The following is a 16,237-nucleotide window of genomic DNA, read 5'->3' as shown; positions in this document are numbered from 1 at the left end:
CCTTGTATCAAAACATGTCAGGAAAGGGGCAGACGAGTGATTGATTTAAGCATACTTGATCAGGCGCCAGTATCCAAAGGAAAAGGGCCGCACGAGACGCTCCGCCATTCCGCGGAGCTCGCCCGCCTCAGCGAAGGATGGGGCTATAAGCGGTACTGGTTTGCCGAGCATCACGGCACAAGAGGGCTCGCAAGCGTTTCGCCGGAAATTATGATCGCTCATACCGCCGCAGCCACAACGACTATCCGGGTCGGCTCAGGCGGCGTTCTGCTGCCGCAGTACAGTCCCTATAAAGTCGCGGAAACATTCCGCCAGCTTGAGGCGCTCCATCCGAACCGGATTGATCTTGGGGTCGGACGCTCACCGGGCGGCACGACGAAAATCCGGCTCGCCCTCACAGACGGGGTAAAGAAAAGCATGACCGAGTTCAACAGGCAGCTTCAGGATTTGTCATCCTTTTTGACAGATTCCGTTCCCTCGGACCATGCTTATGCAGGAATAAAAACAGCGCCTTTGATTGAAACAGCCCCGCAGCTTTGGGTGCTCGGCCTCGGGGAAAACAGCGCCAGGCGCGCCGCTCTTCAGGGTGCGGGCTATGTCTTCGGCCATTTCATTAATCCGGAACGCGGGGAAAAAGCTTTTCAGATCTATCGGGACCATTTCCGGGCCTCCGCCCATTTCTCCGCTCCCGCCTCGCTCTGTGCCATTTTCGTCATATGCGCGGCTACGGATGAGAAAGCGGAAGAACTCGCGTTAAGCCAGGATTTATGGCTGCTTCGTGTCGGGAAAGGTGCCGACAGCCGCGTGCCGAGTGTGGAAGAAGCAAAGGCTTACCTGTATTCGCCGGAGGACCGTAAACAGATTGAAGAAAACAGGAAGCGGATGGTGATCGGCTCTCCCGCCGCAGTCAAACGCCGTCTGCTTGAACTTTCCGAACGTTATCAGACAAAAGAGATGATGGTGCTGTGCAACGTCTTTGATTTCGAAGCCAAAAAAGAGTCATATGAACGTCTCGCTGATTTATTTCTGTAAAAAAAGCCGTCAAACGGAGCAGCAGATGAGCCTGCTGCACCGCTTAACGGCGGTTTTTTCGTTCTTTTCCTTTTTTAAACGCATTCCAAATCCCCTGCAGCGTAAAGCCGAGCAGAAGCAGAATGATTAACAGTAAAGTGATTGACGGCCCCGGAGGCGTTCCGAGCTGGTATGAAGACGTCAGCCCCGTGAACACACTGAACAGAGATATGGCAATGGCGGCCGTAAACACCCATTTAAATCCTTTGGCGATACGAATCGCAAAAGCCGCGGGCAATACGAGGAGCGCGGAAACAAGCAGCACGCCGATAATCGGAATAATGACCGAAATCGCAAGCCCCGTCACGATGCTGAAAGACATTGACAGAAGATTGGTGTTAATGCCGGATGTCTTCGCCGTCGCTTCATCAAAGGTAAGCAGATAGAGCGGCCTGTTTAAAATAATGAAATAAAGCAGGATCAGCAGGGTAATTCCGCCGATAATATAGACTTGCTGCTGGCTGACCGTCACAAGCGATCCAAATAAATATTGATCAATGCTCATCGACGCGCCGCCTTTTGACAGGCTGATCAGAAACATCGCAAACGACAGCCCGGCCGCCATTAAGATTGCGATAGAAACCTCTGAATATGTACGGTATGCCCGCCGCATGTATTCGATGCCGATGGCCCCGATCGTGACGACAACGATGCTCGCCGCCGTAATATTGGTACTGAGAAAAAAACCGATGGCGACGCCCGACAATGAAATATGAGACAGCGTATCCGCCATCAGCGCCTGTCTTCTCAGCACGAGATATACGCCTAATATCGGCGCCATAATTCCGATCATGCTTCCCGCTAGAAAAGCTCGTCGCATGAATTCCAAGTCAAACATTTCCATCCGCCTTTTTCCCCCCTCTCAAGCCGTATGACTTTATCCAAATACTGCTGTACTTCGTTTTGTTCGTGTGTCACCATGACGACGGTGCGGTTGTGATTTTTCACCTGATGGTGCATAAATTCGTAGAAGCCCTGTCTGCTTTCATAGTCAACCGCTGTTGTAGGCTCATCAAGCATCAGCAGATCCGGATTGCTCGCAAGCATTCTCGCAATGCAGATTTTCTGCTTCTGTCCGCCGGATAAGTCGCCGATTTTCCGATTGCGGAAATCCCACATCTCCACCATCTTCAGCGCGTTTTCTACTTCGTGATGATCCGTTTCGTTCAATCGTTTAAACCATTTTCCCTTCGTATAACGGCCGGATTGCACAAGCTCAAGAACCGTGCTCGGGAACCCCGCGTTAAATGAAGAAATCTGCTGCGGAACATAGCCGATTGTCAGGCGGTTTCCGGCTGCGTTTTTTTTACTGATCTCGGCCGTTCCTTCCCAAGGTCTGAGCATGCCGAGCATGACTTTCATGAGCGTCGATTTTGACGCGCCGTTCGGCCCTGTAATGCCGACGAATTCGCCGCTTTTGATTTCCAGCGACACGCCGTCAAGCACCGGTGTATGCGAATAACCAAAAACGATATCTTTTAATGTAACGAGATTCATGCTGACCTTCCTTTCCCGCATAGAAATAGTGTGCACCCTGCGGCGCACACTATGTTATTTAACCAATAGCGAATCTTTCAGTGCATCGAGGTTTTTCTCCATAATGTCGATATATCCGATGCCTTTATCCCGTTCTTTTTGGCTTAAACCTTCCAGTGTATTGAGCACTTCCGTTTTCGCGCCGATTTCACCGGCAAGTGTATCTGCAACTTTAGGCGATGCGACTTCTTCAAAGTAGATGATCTTCACATCATGCTGTTTGGCAAACGTTTTGAGATCTGCCAGTTTGGCCGCACTCGGCTCTTCTTCAGGAGAAAGGCCTGCAATCGCGACCTGTTTCAAGCCGTACTCTTTAGCGAGATAGCTGAACGCCGCATGCTGTGTGATCAATTCTTTTTTCGCCGCTTTATTTAATGTTGTACGGTATAGTTTATCAAGATCCTTCAGTTTTGCAATATATTCTTTACTATTTTTCTCATAGTATGCCTTATTCTTCGGGTCCTGTTTTACGATCTGCTCCGTAATGGTTTTGACCTCTTTTTGCGCAAGAACCGGGCTCAGCCAGACGTGAGGGTCCATGCTGCGGTCATGACCGCCGTGTTCATGCTCTTCTTCCTCTTCATCCGAGCCTTTGAGCAGGTCAATTCCTTTTGACGCCTTTACAAACTTCGCATGATTAGAACTCATGCTTTTTTCCGCTGACGGAACCCATGTCTCCATATATTCGCTGTTGTATACGAAAAGATCGGCGTTTTGAATGCCGGCGATATCCTTCGGCGTCGGCTCCCAATCATGGGGTTCGACCGAAGACGGGATGAGAATGTCTACATCGCCTTTGTCTTTTACAATTTGTTTTGTGAATTCGTACATAGGATAAAAGGTCGTCACGACGTGCAGTTTGCCGTTTTTCGAAGAACCTGACGAACCTTTTGAAGATGAATTGCCGCAGCCCGCCGCGATTAAAAAGCATGCCGCAATGACGATGATTCCGCTCCATTTTTTAAACAAGCCGTTTCCCCCTGTTCTGCAAATCAGAATGATGACGATTTCCGAATCGTACTTTCTCGCTCATTTGTTACCTTTACCATAATAAAACGAAGTAATTACGTTTTGCAAGATATTTTTTCTAAATTGATATTCGATTTACCTATAAAGCCCCCGTCAGGTAAGGACAGGGGGGTCTAACTCTTAGCAGGCCAGCAGATAGACTCTTGTTTCATAAGGGCGGAATGTGATGCGGGATTCCGCGCCGCCGCCATTTTCATAGTTGCTGAGAAGAAGCTCGGCGCTTTCAGGTTTGGAGCCATCCGGCCAATAAAAAACGGCTTCTTCTTTCGATACGTTGCTGATGGAGATGAGTTTTTGTCCGTTTGCCTGTCTTTCATACACAAACAGCTGCGGGTCATCAGGAAGCAGCAGCGTGTAGCTGCCTTTTATGACATCAGCATACTGTTTTCGCAGGCGGATCAGTTTTTTGTAAAAGTTCAATACAGAATCGGGATCATCCTGAGCCTCGGCTGCATTGACGGTTTTGTAATTGGGATTGACCTTCAGCCACGGTTCTCCCTTTGTAAACCCGGCATTCTTGCTGCCGTCCCACTGCATCGGTGTACGGGCATGGTCACGGCTTTTCGCCATAATGGACGCCATGACTTCTTCTCTGTCACAGCCCTTTTCAAATACCCTTTTGTGATACATATTGACGGTCTGAATATCCTGATAATCCTCAATCCTGTCAAACGGGGCGTTTGTCATGCCGAGTTCTTCTCCCTGATAAATGTACGGCGTGCCTTTCATGAAATAAAGCAGGGCGGCAAGCATTTTGGCTGATGCCTTTCGGTATTTGCCTTCGTCTCCGAAGCGGGATACGATCCGGGGCTGGTCATGATTGCACCAATACAGCGTATTCCAGCCCTGATGTTCAAGTGTTTTCTGCCAGTCTGTGAGCACTTTCTTCAAATCGGTCAGCTCAAGCGGCTTTACATCCCAATGCTCTTGGCCCGGCTTCTGGTCAAGCTCCATATGCTGAAAATGAAAAATCATATTCAGCTCATGCTCATCGCTTCCCGTATAAACTAGCCCCTCCTCAGGCGTCACTGATCCGGCCTCGCCGACCGACATCACGTCATATTTGGAAAATACCTCTTTCGTCATTTCTTTTAAGTAATCATGTATCCGTGCTCCGTTTGGCCGGAAAGGCTTCGGATCGGCCCGGCGAGCGATATAATCTTCATACGGCGGCAAGTATTCTTTTTTGGACAGAAAATGGAGCTGGTCTATACGCAAGCCGTCCACGCCTTTATCGAGCCAGAATCTCATCATCTCGTACACGGATTGCCGCATTTCGGGATTTTCCCAATTCAGATCGGCTTGTTTGACGGCGTTCATATGCAGATAATATTCGCCCGTATGTTCTTCGTACTGCCAGACGGATTGTCCGTAAGCCGACACCCAATCGGTCGGCGGGCCGTCCGCGGTGCCCGGCCGCCAAATATAATAATCGCGGTATTTGCTGTCGGGATTCATTTCCGCCTCTTTGAACCAAGGATGCTCTGTGGATGTATGATTTAAGACGAAGTCCATCACAAGCTTTAATCCTCGGCTGCGGCATTCCGCAAGCAGATCGTGAAAATCCTCCATCGTTCCGTATGATTCCATAATCGCTTGGTGATCTGTCACATCGTAGCCGTTGTCAACGTTTGGCGACGGGTAAATCGGGCAGATCCATATCACATCGGCGCCAAGCTCTTTTATATAATCGAGACGCGCGATAATTCCCCGCAAGTCACCTATGCCGTCACCATTCGTGTCTTGAAAGCTCCGCGGGTAGATTTGGTAGACAACGGCGTCTTTCCACCAGTCATTCGGCATAAAGTCTAATCTCCTTTATTTTTAATAGATTATTTCCTTATTTTTATTAAATGTAAACAAGGTCTTCCCTATATTTCCAAACATGATATGACCACTTGAGTCACAGACCAAAAATAAAAAAATCCAATTATTACAAAATATGTTTACAACATTCTAAAAATTGGTTATTATTAGTTTATTCAAAATAATCAGTATTTAAATCAAATGAGAGGAAGGATACTAATGAAAGAGGAAGAGATCGAGAAAACCGAAATTGAAGGATTGTTTTTCCAAAAGAATCTATATACTTGTTCTCCTGATGAAAAATACTCTCACGTAATAGCAAGCGATGGGCCCGGGATTTCTGATATGGTTACTCATAGTAATCAATTCTCCTATCAACATTACGGCATTCACATAGCCCAGGTAGATAGATTAACTTTTTTTGGTGACAGAACACAAAAAATCATCGGTCATTTTGTTGATTGCAGAAAGGACTCACCAACACTTCATAAAAAAGTAGTACTTGAATATTATCCAGATCCTAAAAAAATGCTTTATATTGACAGAGGCATTGCACACACTTTTGATGGACTGGAAAATGTCTTAACTAGAGACGAGCCTATTTGGTATCTCTCAACTGGAAACATTCATTATAATATGGCAAATGACGTCGTCAATGTAGATAGAAATGAAAGCATTGAAAATTTCCCCATTTTAGAAGTGAACAAATATCCTATCCCAAAACAAGCCTATGAATTCGCTCTTAAAGTTCAACAACACAATATGAAAGATCTCCAAGAATTCCCTCATAGATTTCAAATTCAATTAGATGGCGAAATGCGCTATGTAAATTTAAAACCTAAAAAAAGAAGTGAGGTGTAGCATGAATACAATCGAAAAAACTAATATACAGGGACTGTATTGGAAAAAAAATTATTATGTAGGAACTGGAATCCGCAGTTATACTTTGGTGGCAAATGAGGGGCCGATTGTTACTGATGTATTCTTTTTTGAGGATGATACCCATTATAAAAACTTTTATTTGCATATTGGACAAATTGACAGATTCACTTTTATCGGAAACGAAAATCAAATGATAACAGCTGAATTTATTGATTGCAGAGAGAACTCCCCTACACTTCATCAAAAATTAACAATGGAATTCACACCTGACCCCCGAAAACATTTAGTTATAGAAAGAGGCATTGCAAAGAGATTCCTTGGATTGAAAAATACAACAATACGTTCCGAACCAATACTTTTTGCAACAAACGAAAATAATGGTTATATCGTAGGAAATGACCGCCTAATTTTTTCTGAAAATACAAATGCGGAGGAATTCCCTAAAGTAAATATCAATAAACTCCCTCTGCCCAAAGAGGCGTTGCAATTCCTGTTAAAAAAGGAGCAAGAAGTCCTGAAAACTGGTAAAACACCTCCATTTTCTTATAAAGCTTATATTGACGGGGAACTGAGACGAATACAAATGAAACCAACGGGAAATTGAAAGGGGGTGATATAAATGACAACTGTAATGGAAGATATATATACTTCCCTGCATGAGCTGGAAGATCTAGTAAACAAAATTGATAATCCTTTAGAAAAAGAAGGGCTAAAGGCATTCATCAATTGTATTACTCCTCAGCTTATGGATGAAGCCTCGATTGCATTGCTTGGAAAAATCGCTCAAACACCTTATGGCGCTGCCTCAATTGAAGCAAAAAGCGCTAAAGATTTACTGAAAGAAATAGGGGACAATTACGAAGTTACGATTGAGTAGAGTAATCGAGAAGAACTTAGCTGTCCTAAGTTCTTCTCTTTATTGTATTTAACATTATGGGAAAGGATTAAATCATGATTAAAAACAGAGCGTTTCTTTTCGTAGTCAGCAGTAATTTTATACACAAATTAACTGAAAATATATATGACCTTGTTCTCCCCTTGTTAATACTTTATTTCACGAACTCTCCAATATTAATGGGGGTTTGCTACGCTCTAGGTTTTCTGGCAGATTTTCTTGCAGCCTATTTTGGCGGCGCTGTTATTGATTCATATAATAGGAAAAAGGTACTTATCTTCATTTCAATATCGCAGGCATTCCTCATTTCTTTAATTCCGATCTTCCATGAATTGCAGATCCTAACAGCACCTCTTGTCTTATTCATTGCCTTTTTTATTGATCTGCTAATCGCAATGTATGGTTTAACTGACATATCTATCATTCCTGAAATCGTGAAAAAGAGTGATCTGCCCTCAGCTAATTCTTTTTCTCAGATCGCTTTATCAATAGCCACATCAATTGGCCCTTCAATAGCCGGTTTATCATTAACTATATTTGGATTGTTTAACAGCCTATGGTTTACATTTTTAGGTTTTTTAATCCTTATCTTCTCGCTTAAATTAATAAACTACTCAGATAAAGAGATAACAGCCGCTGCAACTCCTAAGGAAATTCTCAGGAAAAGTTTTGAAGGTCTTAAATATACCCTCTCGATTAAAGTTTACAAGCTGCTGACGTTATGGAACCTATTTATAAATTTAGGGTTAACAGGGGCGGTTCTTATGATTATGTTCAAACTAAAAGAAGAGCTTCATATCACGGAAACACAAATCGGTTTCATTTATACGCTAAGTGCTGCAGGCGGAATCATTAGCGGAGTTATTCTTCCCTACGTGCACCGTTTTTTCAAGTCAGCACATGCATTATTTATTTCATCTTTCATGACTGCATTGTCTTTACTGATTCTTGCATACAGCGATCATTGGCTTATAATCGGGATTCTTAATTCCATTTTAATGGGGAGCATAGGTTTAAATTCCAGACTTGTAAGTTTGCTTTTTCAGACTCATGTCCCTGCTGACTATTTAGGACGCGTTTTTAGCGGTTCAAGGCTCATTTCAACATTACTGGCTCCCCTCAGCGTTTTAGCCGCAGGCTATTTTTCTCATAAGCTTGGCACTTTGCATGTGTTCCAAGCAGGCTCATTTATTATTATCTTGACAAATATTGTTTTTCTGTTTACTTCACTTCGAAACGAAGACTGGCGTCTCCTAAAAGAAGAAAGTGACATTAAAAATAAGAAATTAGTGTAATGTTCACTCCAGCTGAGACGGATAAAGCGTCATGCCGCCGTCGACGAAAAGTGTCGTTCCGGTCACGTAACTTGCTTCCTCCGACACCATCCATGCGGCGGCGGCTGCGACTTCTTCCGGTTTTCCGAAGGCGTTCATCGGAATTTTTTTCAGCTGGGCCTGTTTATGTGTTTCATCTTCCAGATCCTTATTAGACTCCGTGGCGATCGTGCCGGGAGCGATGGCATTGACCCGGATGCCTTTGGGTGCATAATTGAGCGCCATCGTTTCCGTCATCATTTTGATCCCGCCTTTGGATGCTGAGTACTGCACGTTTTCAGGGCGGGGTATTTGCTGATGGACGCTCGATATGTTTAAGACCGTTCCTTTTTTCCCGCGATCGAGCATATGTTTAAGGGCCGCTTTCGCCCCCAAAAAGGTGCCGGTCACGTTGACGTCGATGACCTTTTGCCAATCCTCCAGACTCATTTCGTGGGGCATCGCTTCGGCACCGTTAAAGCCGGAATTGTTGACCATCACGTCCACTCCGCCGAAATGCTCCTGTGCGGCATCAAACAGCGCCTGAATCTCATTCTCTGAGGATACATCGGCTTTTACGGTGACGGCTCTGCCTCCCGCTTTCTCAATCATGGCCGCTGTTTCATCTGCTCCGGCAGCATCACCGAGGTAGTTTACAACCACATTCATCCGCTCCTTGCCGAAGCGTTCGGCAATGGCTTTTCCGATTCCTTTCGAAGAACCTGTTACAATCGCCGTTTTTTCCTGTAAATCGTGATACATTGTCTCATTTCCTCCCTGATGTTGATACAGGGCATGTACCCGGTTTTGATCGGCTGAAAACAGAAGGAATCATAAAAAGAACGATGAGACCGAAGCTCCACCGTTCATTTTCATTATGCGTAGTTGTTCATCTGCAGCCTTTTTTGCACGCCGACAAGCCGGCTGAAAAAATAAGATGCCGCTTTGTAGTTCCCCCGTTTATGAAAGAAATGGGCCGCATCCTGAAGCAGCTCCTCCGTGTCAGCCAACAGTTCCTTAGATTCCAGAATATCAAAATACTCTTTGAGCGAGTCCTGCCCGCCTTCCCCCTGATAAAGCTCTTTAATCAGACGGAATTTTGTCATATAGATCTCATCTTCCCACTCCGCCGCGCTTTTCATGCCCCGCGCGCAGCTGGCGGCGGCTTCACTGTATTTTTCCATTTTAAAGTATATATGTGTGAGTGAAAAAACAGCCTGAATGACCTGTTGGAAGCTGTGCGCTTCAAAGCCGGCAGCCGCACGTTCAAAGTCATCGGCAGCCTTGCAAAAGTCACCCAGACTGTACATACAGTGCCCGATATTATAATAGGCCGCAGCAATCATATATTGATCATCAAGCCGCTCCGCGTGCTCCAAGGCGCATTCGAGGTATTCCAGCGCTTTTTTATGCTGCTGGGCGTCCATCAAATTTCCGGCAATGATAAACTTGCACTGCACCCTTCTCATTCCGTATAATTCATATTTCTTGTAAATATCAAGCGCCTGTCCCGCGTAATTCATCGAAAAGAAAGTCTGCTTGATATGATAGTACACTTCAGAAATTTTATACAAAAACTCGGCTTTTTCTATGTCATCTTCCACATATTCAAGCTTTTCCTCAGCCCGTTTGTAATGAGAAATCGCTGAGATGAAGTTTTTCTGCTTAAATTCATACATTCCTCTGAAATAGTAAAAATAGTATTCCAGTAAACCGGTCAGCTTTTGCTGGTTCATCTCAATCTCAGTGAGCATTTCAGAGAACGGAGGCCGGCCGTCGCAGTCTTTCATGGGTTTTAATTTATCCAGCATGATGCGGTGCCGAAATTCCATCAATGAAAAATACAATAATAAGTCCTGGTTCTCTTCCATATCTTCGAGTTCATATTGAATCTCCCGCTTCAGCGCTTCAGCTTTATCGGCTTCAAACGCGCGGATCAGCTTATACCATTCATTCATCTTTACGGCTACTTCTTCAGATGGAATCTTGGATTTCATAGATTTGCCTCCTTCCTCCGGCTACTAATTATGTTATATTTTATCATAGCAAATTTATAACAGTGAGCAAACAAAGATTTTAACCAATTAAAGAAAGAGAGTATTCCGCCATGAGATTACCAGCCAGAATAGCGCTGCTTTTCATCCTCTTCTTTTCCGCAGACCTATGTTTTTCCTATGTGCAGAAAGAACTGAGGCCGCAAACGGCATTACAGGAAAGAGATATACCAAGCGATCTTCATCCGCTCGTTAAACAGAATGCGCAGTTATTGCAGACGGCCGCACTGAAAAAAGGCATCACCGTCGTTATCACAGAGGGTTTCAGATCAATTGAGGAACAAAACGAATTGTACCGTCAAGGACGTTCAAAAAAAGGAAACATCGTCACCTACGCAAAAGGCGGAGAATCATACCACAATTACGGCCTTGCCATCGACTTCGCCCTGCAGAAAAAGGATGGCAGCCTGATTTGGGATATGACGTATGACGGAAACCGAAACGGCACGCCCGATTGGCTTGAGGTCGTATCGATTGCCAAAACGCTCGGTTTTGATTGGGGAGGCGATTGGAGAGGCTTTAAAGATTATCCTCATTTACAAATGATCCCTGGCTAATAAAACCTTTTCTTTTTTCGCTTTTGCGCATCAATATACGGAGGATATACAGGCCTGTACACAAGCTTATACCCTTCACTGCCGGACGGCGTAAAATCGCGCTGCCATTCCAGCTGCAGATGGAAATCAGATAAAAAAGCGGCCTTTGCTTCTTCAAGGGTAACGGCCGGCACCGGATTGATCCGCTCCAGCTGCTCCGGATCAATATCAGGCGCCATGTAAGCTTCCACAAGCCCGGTTACGGGACTGACAATGATCCTCGCAGCGCCGAAACGGAGCGGAATATCCCGATACCATACGGAAAAATGGAAGCGGAACCGGCCCCTGCCGTCCGTTTTCAGCGGATTCATTTTGAAAAACTCGTCCGCTCTCGGATAAAGCTTGTATAAAAACTGAAGTGCGACTTCCTCACACTCTTCTGCTGAATAAACGGCCGGGCCCGCATGCTCAATAAAAGATTTAAAGGCCGTCATTTTCCCTGTCTTTTTGTCCGTTTTCATCTTCATTGTATTTTTGTTGCTGCTTTCAAAATAGCTTTCTATACTCAAATCTTTCCGTTCCGGAACTGACCCTTTCCGCCATGTCGTTCCGATCTCATCTCCGAGGCCGCGGCGGCGTGTCTGAATCATATCCGCGGTAAACCCCATCAATTCATAGATGCTGGCTTCCCCTTTATATTTAAGCGCGGGAAGCGGTTTTGCCGGTTCGTTTCTGTCTTCGCAAAGCGGCTGATCCGGAACGATTTCATCTTCTCCGGCAGGATAGCTGTAGGCCGGCAGGATCGGTTCATAGACGAGACGCGGCGTTTTCTCAAAATTGACAACGTCATAGACGAGACTGAATGACAGCCCGCTCATATAATGCGAGATCACTTTCTCCTGATCGACGAATGTTTCCGGGACGGGCGCTTCACCCTTATCCCCATAATAGATAAACTGCACGACGAAGCCGCTCTCGGTTACATCAACGAAAAAACCCGAATCGGGAAGCGGCCTGCCGAACACTTTTTTTGTATAGTTAAAACGGATGCACCCATTGCGTTCTTCCCTCGCCTGAAAAGTGAAGTTCATAAAAGTAAGCGGGCGGTGTCTGGCCGCAAACCGAAGAGCCGTCAGCTTTAATTCGGCATCTGACAGCTGAATGTCTGAATCCGGACGGTCATTGCGCGAATATGCAAGCAAAGATCCGTCGCCGCCCAGCTCAATCGTTACCGTTTTGTCCGGATGGTTGCGATCTTTCCATATATAATAGGCTCTCGTTTTTTGTTTTTCATCAAAATCTTCTATTTCAAGCTCATAGTGCGGCGGTATGTTCCCGATCTCCAGCGCTTTTTTTCTCAGATGTTCTTTCAGCAATGGGGTCATCCTTTCAGAAGAGTGTATAAAAAAGAACTGTTTTTTATTATATAAAAACGTCCTTATCCTTTTAAAGGGAAGAAAGTGCCTTTTATGTGTCTATTTTTAGCAAAGAGGGAAAACAGCCGTATTCAAAGCGGCTGTTTTTCATACAAATGTCATGCTTCCCGCGAAAGTCCCGGGACGAATGCCTATGCCCTTCAGCCTATTAAACTCATAATCGCTTCTCCCGTATGCGCCTCAATAAACCGCGGGAAAACCGGCTTGTATACGAGCCTGTACACTTTTCTGCCGCTGTCGTCATCGTAACAGCGATCCCAAGCGAGCTCGGCTTTGATATTCCGGCGGATCGCGTCCTTCGCCTCTTCCATTGTCAATGAAGGAGCGGGATCAATATGATCAAGCTCTTTCGGATCAATTTCCGGCGGCATATATACAGTGACAAGACCCGTCATTTTGCTGACACAGATTCTCCCCTCTCCGAATCGCAAATCAACGCCGCCCGAACAAGCCTTATATGTAAGTCCCACGTTTTCTCCTTCATCATCCGGCTCATCATATTGAACCCGGAAATACTGATCCGCTTCCGGAAACATGGCGAATAAAAAGCGGATGGCCATGTGATGGCATTCTTCCTCGGAAAACTCCGGTTCGCCTTCACTTTGTATAAATGACATTACCCCGGTGAGCCGGCCCGATTCTTTATCATACCTTGTTTTCAATACATGTTCACTCCGCTCTTTGAACAGACTTTCTATGCTTTTATCTTCCCGTACGGATTTTGTTTTTTCAGAACGCCACGCTATGCCGATACTGCCCTCTCCAAGATCGCTTTCCCTCTCTTTATAAAAACCGTCATGCAGCCCGATCATGTCATTGATGCTCATCTTTTCCGCTTCAGGTGCAGGGCGTGAAATCGGGACATACGGCCGCGTGTCCTCCTCCAGCTCTTCATACTCTTCTATTTCTTTATTCTCTTCCTTCAGGTCAGCCGATATCGGCCGCGTCGGAGACACGATTGCATAGACGAGATGGGGCTTGTCATCCCCTTGCACATAGACGGACTGATGCAGTACGGTGAACAATAGCTCTGCTTCTATTTGTTTGACAAAGTGAGCCAATGCATCCCGCTTGTCCGCAATTGTCCCGGGTCTTAACAGCTCATCCGCCCTCCCATGATAAGAAAAGCCGGTTACTTCCCCTGTCACAGCCAGGTCAACGTAAAACCCGGTCATCGGAAGCGGCAGACCGTCAGCCATCTGAACATAGGAATATCTCACATCACCATCATTTACGGAGCTTTTTTTCTCCCATTCGAACTCAGCCAATGCCCCCGGACGGTGGGTTTCTGCAAACGCCCGCATCCGTTCTTCTATGTCCGATTCCGAAAGAGGCGGCAGATCAGTCCGAAAAGCCGGACGGGATAAGGATTTCAGTTTTCCGTCCCCGTCCAATTCGACCATGATGCCGGCTTCCGGATCATTCTTGTCTTCCCACCAAAACAGAACCTCATCTTCCTGGTGTTCTTCCACCTTACTCTCGTAGCCTGCAGGTACGTTTCCGATTCTGAGAGCCAGCTGTTTCAATTCTTCTTTTTTCATCATAACACTTCCTTTTCTTCCAAAAAGATTAATGATTACCAAGACTCTTTTAAACAAATCTAGTATAATTAACCTGCCTTTCTTCATGACTATTGAATCAACCATTACAACAACAGGGGGTTAACCAGATGTCCATCAAAAAAATGAGCGCCGTGTTTTTCATTTTGCTTCTCACGGCATTTACTGCCGCATGCAGCAGCGAAACGAGCAGCGGCCAGGAAAGCGGCACGGCGAAAGTGAATATAAAAGATACGGCGTGGGCCGCTTCAGACGATACCGAACATCCGGCCGTACTTAAAGTAACGGTCACTGTCAAAAATACGGGCAAAGACCCGCTTACCGTCAAAAGCAGCGACTTCTCGCTTTACCAGGATGACGCGAAAACAGCGGCGGCCGATAAGGAAGACCAGATGCAGAGCGGCACGCTTCATGCGGGCAAGACAGTGACGGGCAACCTGTACTTCACGGCTGACGAAGGCAAATCATATGAATTGGTATATCAGCCGCAGGCAAAAGACGCGAAGCCTTTATCTTATAAACTGAAAGTCAAAGGCACAGCCTCAAAAGCAAAACCTGAACCGGCGGACGCATTATCCGCATACATTGATGTGATGCTGTACGGCAAGCACAATAAAGATTTCACCCGCCTGACCGGTGTAAATGAAAAAATGACGGCCGCCGCATATCAGGAATCGGCGAAAGCCAGCTTTATCGCTTCAGCAGGCATTTCACAGGAGCAGGCGGATTCAAAAGCCATTTCCGCTATTATTGACGCCATGTCATCAGCGCTGCGGGATAATACAGAGCTCAAGGTGCATACCAAATCCATGTCAGGCAAAAAAGCCGTCCTTGAAGCCAATGTGACGCCGCTTGATATGTCTCCGCTTGCGGGCCGGCTGCAAGACCGCGTGCAAGACTATGCCGGAAAGCACCCCGATGCTGATGAAAACGAAATTGTCAGCCACCTGCTTTCTGTCTACCCAGAAGAGTTTATGCGCCTGAAACCGGCTTCTTCTTCAGTGACAAAAGAAATTGAAATGAAGAAAAACTCCCGCGGCCAGTGGTATCTGGATACAGATGCCGATCTGGAAGGATTGACGGAAGCGTTTTTGAAAACGTCCTGACAACAAGAAAGGAAATAGCGCAGGCTATTTCCTTTTTTTATTTTCACTTAAAGATATCACTGATATATTGAACTTCGTCCTCGGTTAACTGCACATCAAGCGCGTCCAGATTGTGTTTCAGCTGGCCGGGGCGTTTGGCTCCGGGAATGATCGCATCCACCGCAGGCTGCGACAGAAGCCACGCGAGTGCGATATGCGCTGTATGCACGCCTTTTTCTTCAGCAACGGCCCGCATCTTATCCACTCTCTCCAGGTTTTGGTGAAAAGCTTCTCCCTGAAACGGCGGCCTGTTCTTTCGGCTGTCCTCAAAGACTGTGTCTTTTGTAAACTTTCCCGTCAGCAAGCCGGAAGCAAGCGGAAAATAAGGAATAAAGGAAATGCCGTTCTTTTCACAGTAAGGCAGCAGATCGCGCTCCGCCTCACGCTGAATCAGTGAATATTCCGACTGAAAAACCTCTAAATAGCCGTCCGCGTTAAACTCCTGCAGTTGTCCGAAGCTGAGATTGGACGCGCCGATTGCTCTGATTTTCCCTTCGTCCTTCAGTTCTTTTAACGTACCCGCCACCTCGGACAGCGGTGTTTTTCCGTCAGGGAAGTGAACGTAGTACAGATCAATCACATCTGTTTTCAGCCGCTTCAGGCTTTTTTCCGCCTCACTTCGAAGAAATTCACGGCTGTTGTCCAGTTCGATCTGCCCGTTGACTTCTTTGGGCGCGCCCTTTGAGGCAATGACGAGGCTGTCCCGCACGCCGCGCTCTGCGACAACTTCACCGATTAACTCTTCTGACCGCCCCAAACCGTATATAAACGCCGTATCAATAAAATTGACGCCGCCATCCAATGCTGTGCGGATGAGTTCTTTTCCCGTTTCATCATTGAGATTAGGAAACAGATTATGTCCTCCGACCGCATTTGCGCCAAAACCGATACGCTTTACCCGTAAATCCGTCCTGCCCAGCGTACGTGTGTCCTCCATGGCTCAAGTCCCCTTCCTTTTTATACCTCTGTTTAGTA

General features: G+C 46.0%; 16 protein-coding genes. 7 read left to right on the top strand and 9 right to left on the bottom strand.

Annotated elements, in window-relative coordinates; all coding sequences use genetic code 11:
• The first annotated feature begins 36 nt into the window (after nt 1–36).
• The gene (locus AC1DN5_RS16485; RefSeq protein WP_099744970.1) at nt 37–1,032 is read left to right on the top strand and encodes an LLM class flavin-dependent oxidoreductase; all 996 of its coding nucleotides are present in this window, start codon (nt 37–39) and stop codon (nt 1,030–1,032) included.
• A gap of 43 nt (nt 1,033–1,075) precedes the next feature.
• Here the strand turns inward: AC1DN5_RS16485 and AC1DN5_RS16480 are convergent, their stop codons facing one another.
• The 4 genes from AC1DN5_RS16480 to AC1DN5_RS16465 form a co-directional block, all read right to left on the bottom strand.
• Entirely contained in the window at nt 1,076–1,915 is an 840-nt protein-coding gene (locus AC1DN5_RS16480; protein WP_016936837.1) for a metal ABC transporter permease, read from the bottom strand.
• Nucleotides 1,873–2,568, bottom strand: a complete 696-nt coding sequence (locus tag AC1DN5_RS16475) for a metal ABC transporter ATP-binding protein (RefSeq protein WP_045926293.1) — start codon at nt 2,566–2,568, stop codon at nt 1,873–1,875. Before AC1DN5_RS16475 ends, AC1DN5_RS16480 begins: the two co-directional genes overlap by 43 nt.
• A gap of 54 nt (nt 2,569–2,622) precedes the next feature.
• On the bottom strand, nt 2,623–3,576 hold the full coding sequence (locus AC1DN5_RS16470) for a metal ABC transporter substrate-binding protein (RefSeq protein ID WP_045926294.1): 954 nt from the start codon (nt 3,574–3,576) through the stop codon (nt 2,623–2,625).
• Between the two features lie 180 nt (nt 3,577–3,756).
• Nucleotides 3,757–5,439 carry a glycoside hydrolase family 13 protein gene (locus AC1DN5_RS16465; protein ID WP_095241802.1) on the bottom strand — a complete coding sequence of 561 codons (1,683 nt, stop codon included), beginning with the start codon at nt 5,437–5,439 and terminating at the stop codon, nt 3,757–3,759.
• A gap of 222 nt (nt 5,440–5,661) precedes the next feature.
• Here AC1DN5_RS16465 and AC1DN5_RS16460 point away from each other — a divergent pair, with 222 nt between their 5' ends.
• From AC1DN5_RS16460 to AC1DN5_RS16445, 4 genes are all read left to right on the top strand, one after another.
• Nucleotides 5,662–6,303: a dTDP-4-dehydrorhamnose 3,5-epimerase family protein gene (locus tag AC1DN5_RS16460; protein ID WP_029575242.1), complete on the top strand. Its 642-nt coding sequence runs from the start codon at nt 5,662–5,664 to the stop codon at nt 6,301–6,303.
• Between the two features lies 1 nt (nt 6,304).
• Entirely contained in the window at nt 6,305–6,928 is a 624-nt protein-coding gene (locus tag AC1DN5_RS16455) for a dTDP-4-dehydrorhamnose 3,5-epimerase (protein WP_029575243.1), read from the top strand.
• Nucleotides 6,929–6,943: 15 nt separating this feature from the next.
• Nucleotides 6,944–7,201: a hypothetical protein gene (locus AC1DN5_RS16450; RefSeq protein WP_016936841.1), complete on the top strand. Its 258-nt coding sequence runs from the start codon at nt 6,944–6,946 to the stop codon at nt 7,199–7,201.
• A gap of 74 nt (nt 7,202–7,275) precedes the next feature.
• Nucleotides 7,276–8,514, top strand: coding sequence for an MFS transporter (locus AC1DN5_RS16445; RefSeq protein WP_045926295.1), 1,239 nt, complete (start codon nt 7,276–7,278; stop codon nt 8,512–8,514).
• Between the two features lie 3 nt (nt 8,515–8,517).
• On the opposite strand, the gene AC1DN5_RS16440 is transcribed toward AC1DN5_RS16445, so the two are convergent.
• Nucleotides 8,518–9,294 (bottom strand): glucose 1-dehydrogenase, encoded by a 777-nt coding sequence (locus AC1DN5_RS16440; RefSeq protein ID WP_366970003.1) that lies wholly within the window; start codon nt 9,292–9,294, stop codon nt 8,518–8,520.
• Nucleotides 9,295–9,407: 113 nt separating this feature from the next.
• Complete coding sequence (locus AC1DN5_RS16435) at nt 9,408–10,529, bottom strand: response regulator aspartate phosphatase (RefSeq protein WP_016936844.1); 1,122 nt, start codon at nt 10,527–10,529, stop codon at nt 9,408–9,410.
• A 110-nt stretch (nt 10,530–10,639) separates the two neighbouring features.
• Between AC1DN5_RS16435 and AC1DN5_RS16430 the strand changes: the two genes are divergently transcribed.
• Nucleotides 10,640–11,143 (top strand): M15 family metallopeptidase, encoded by a 504-nt coding sequence (locus AC1DN5_RS16430; protein WP_045926298.1) that lies wholly within the window; start codon nt 10,640–10,642, stop codon nt 11,141–11,143.
• Here the strand turns inward: AC1DN5_RS16430 and AC1DN5_RS16425 are convergent.
• Together AC1DN5_RS16425 and AC1DN5_RS16420 are read right to left on the bottom strand one after the other, a co-directional pair.
• Nucleotides 11,140–12,498: a YcdB/YcdC domain-containing protein gene (locus AC1DN5_RS16425; protein ID WP_366970004.1), complete on the bottom strand. Its 1,359-nt coding sequence runs from the start codon at nt 12,496–12,498 to the stop codon at nt 11,140–11,142. The genes AC1DN5_RS16430 and AC1DN5_RS16425 overlap by 4 nt on opposite strands.
• A 200-nt stretch (nt 12,499–12,698) precedes the next feature.
• Nucleotides 12,699–14,099 carry a YcdB/YcdC domain-containing protein gene (locus tag AC1DN5_RS16420; RefSeq protein WP_366970035.1) on the bottom strand — a complete coding sequence of 467 codons (1,401 nt, stop codon included), beginning with the start codon at nt 14,097–14,099 and terminating at the stop codon, nt 12,699–12,701.
• Nucleotides 14,100–14,227: 128 nt separating this feature from the next.
• Between AC1DN5_RS16420 and AC1DN5_RS16415 the strand changes: the two genes are divergently transcribed.
• Nucleotides 14,228–15,223 (top strand): DUF5105 domain-containing protein, encoded by a 996-nt coding sequence (locus AC1DN5_RS16415; protein ID WP_198698331.1) that lies wholly within the window; start codon nt 14,228–14,230, stop codon nt 15,221–15,223.
• 43 nt (nt 15,224–15,266) lie between these two features.
• Here the strand turns inward: AC1DN5_RS16415 and AC1DN5_RS16410 are convergent, their stop codons facing one another.
• On the bottom strand, nt 15,267–16,199 hold the full coding sequence (locus AC1DN5_RS16410; RefSeq protein WP_327816010.1) for an aldo/keto reductase: 933 nt from the start codon (nt 16,197–16,199) through the stop codon (nt 15,267–15,269).
• Between the last annotated feature and the right edge of the window lie 38 nt (nt 16,200–16,237).

The organism is Bacillus sp. 01N42_2 (genome assembly GCF_056399565.1).
Note: the sequence above shows the minus strand (reverse complement) of the source record. Positions and strands in the feature narration are given on the sequence as shown.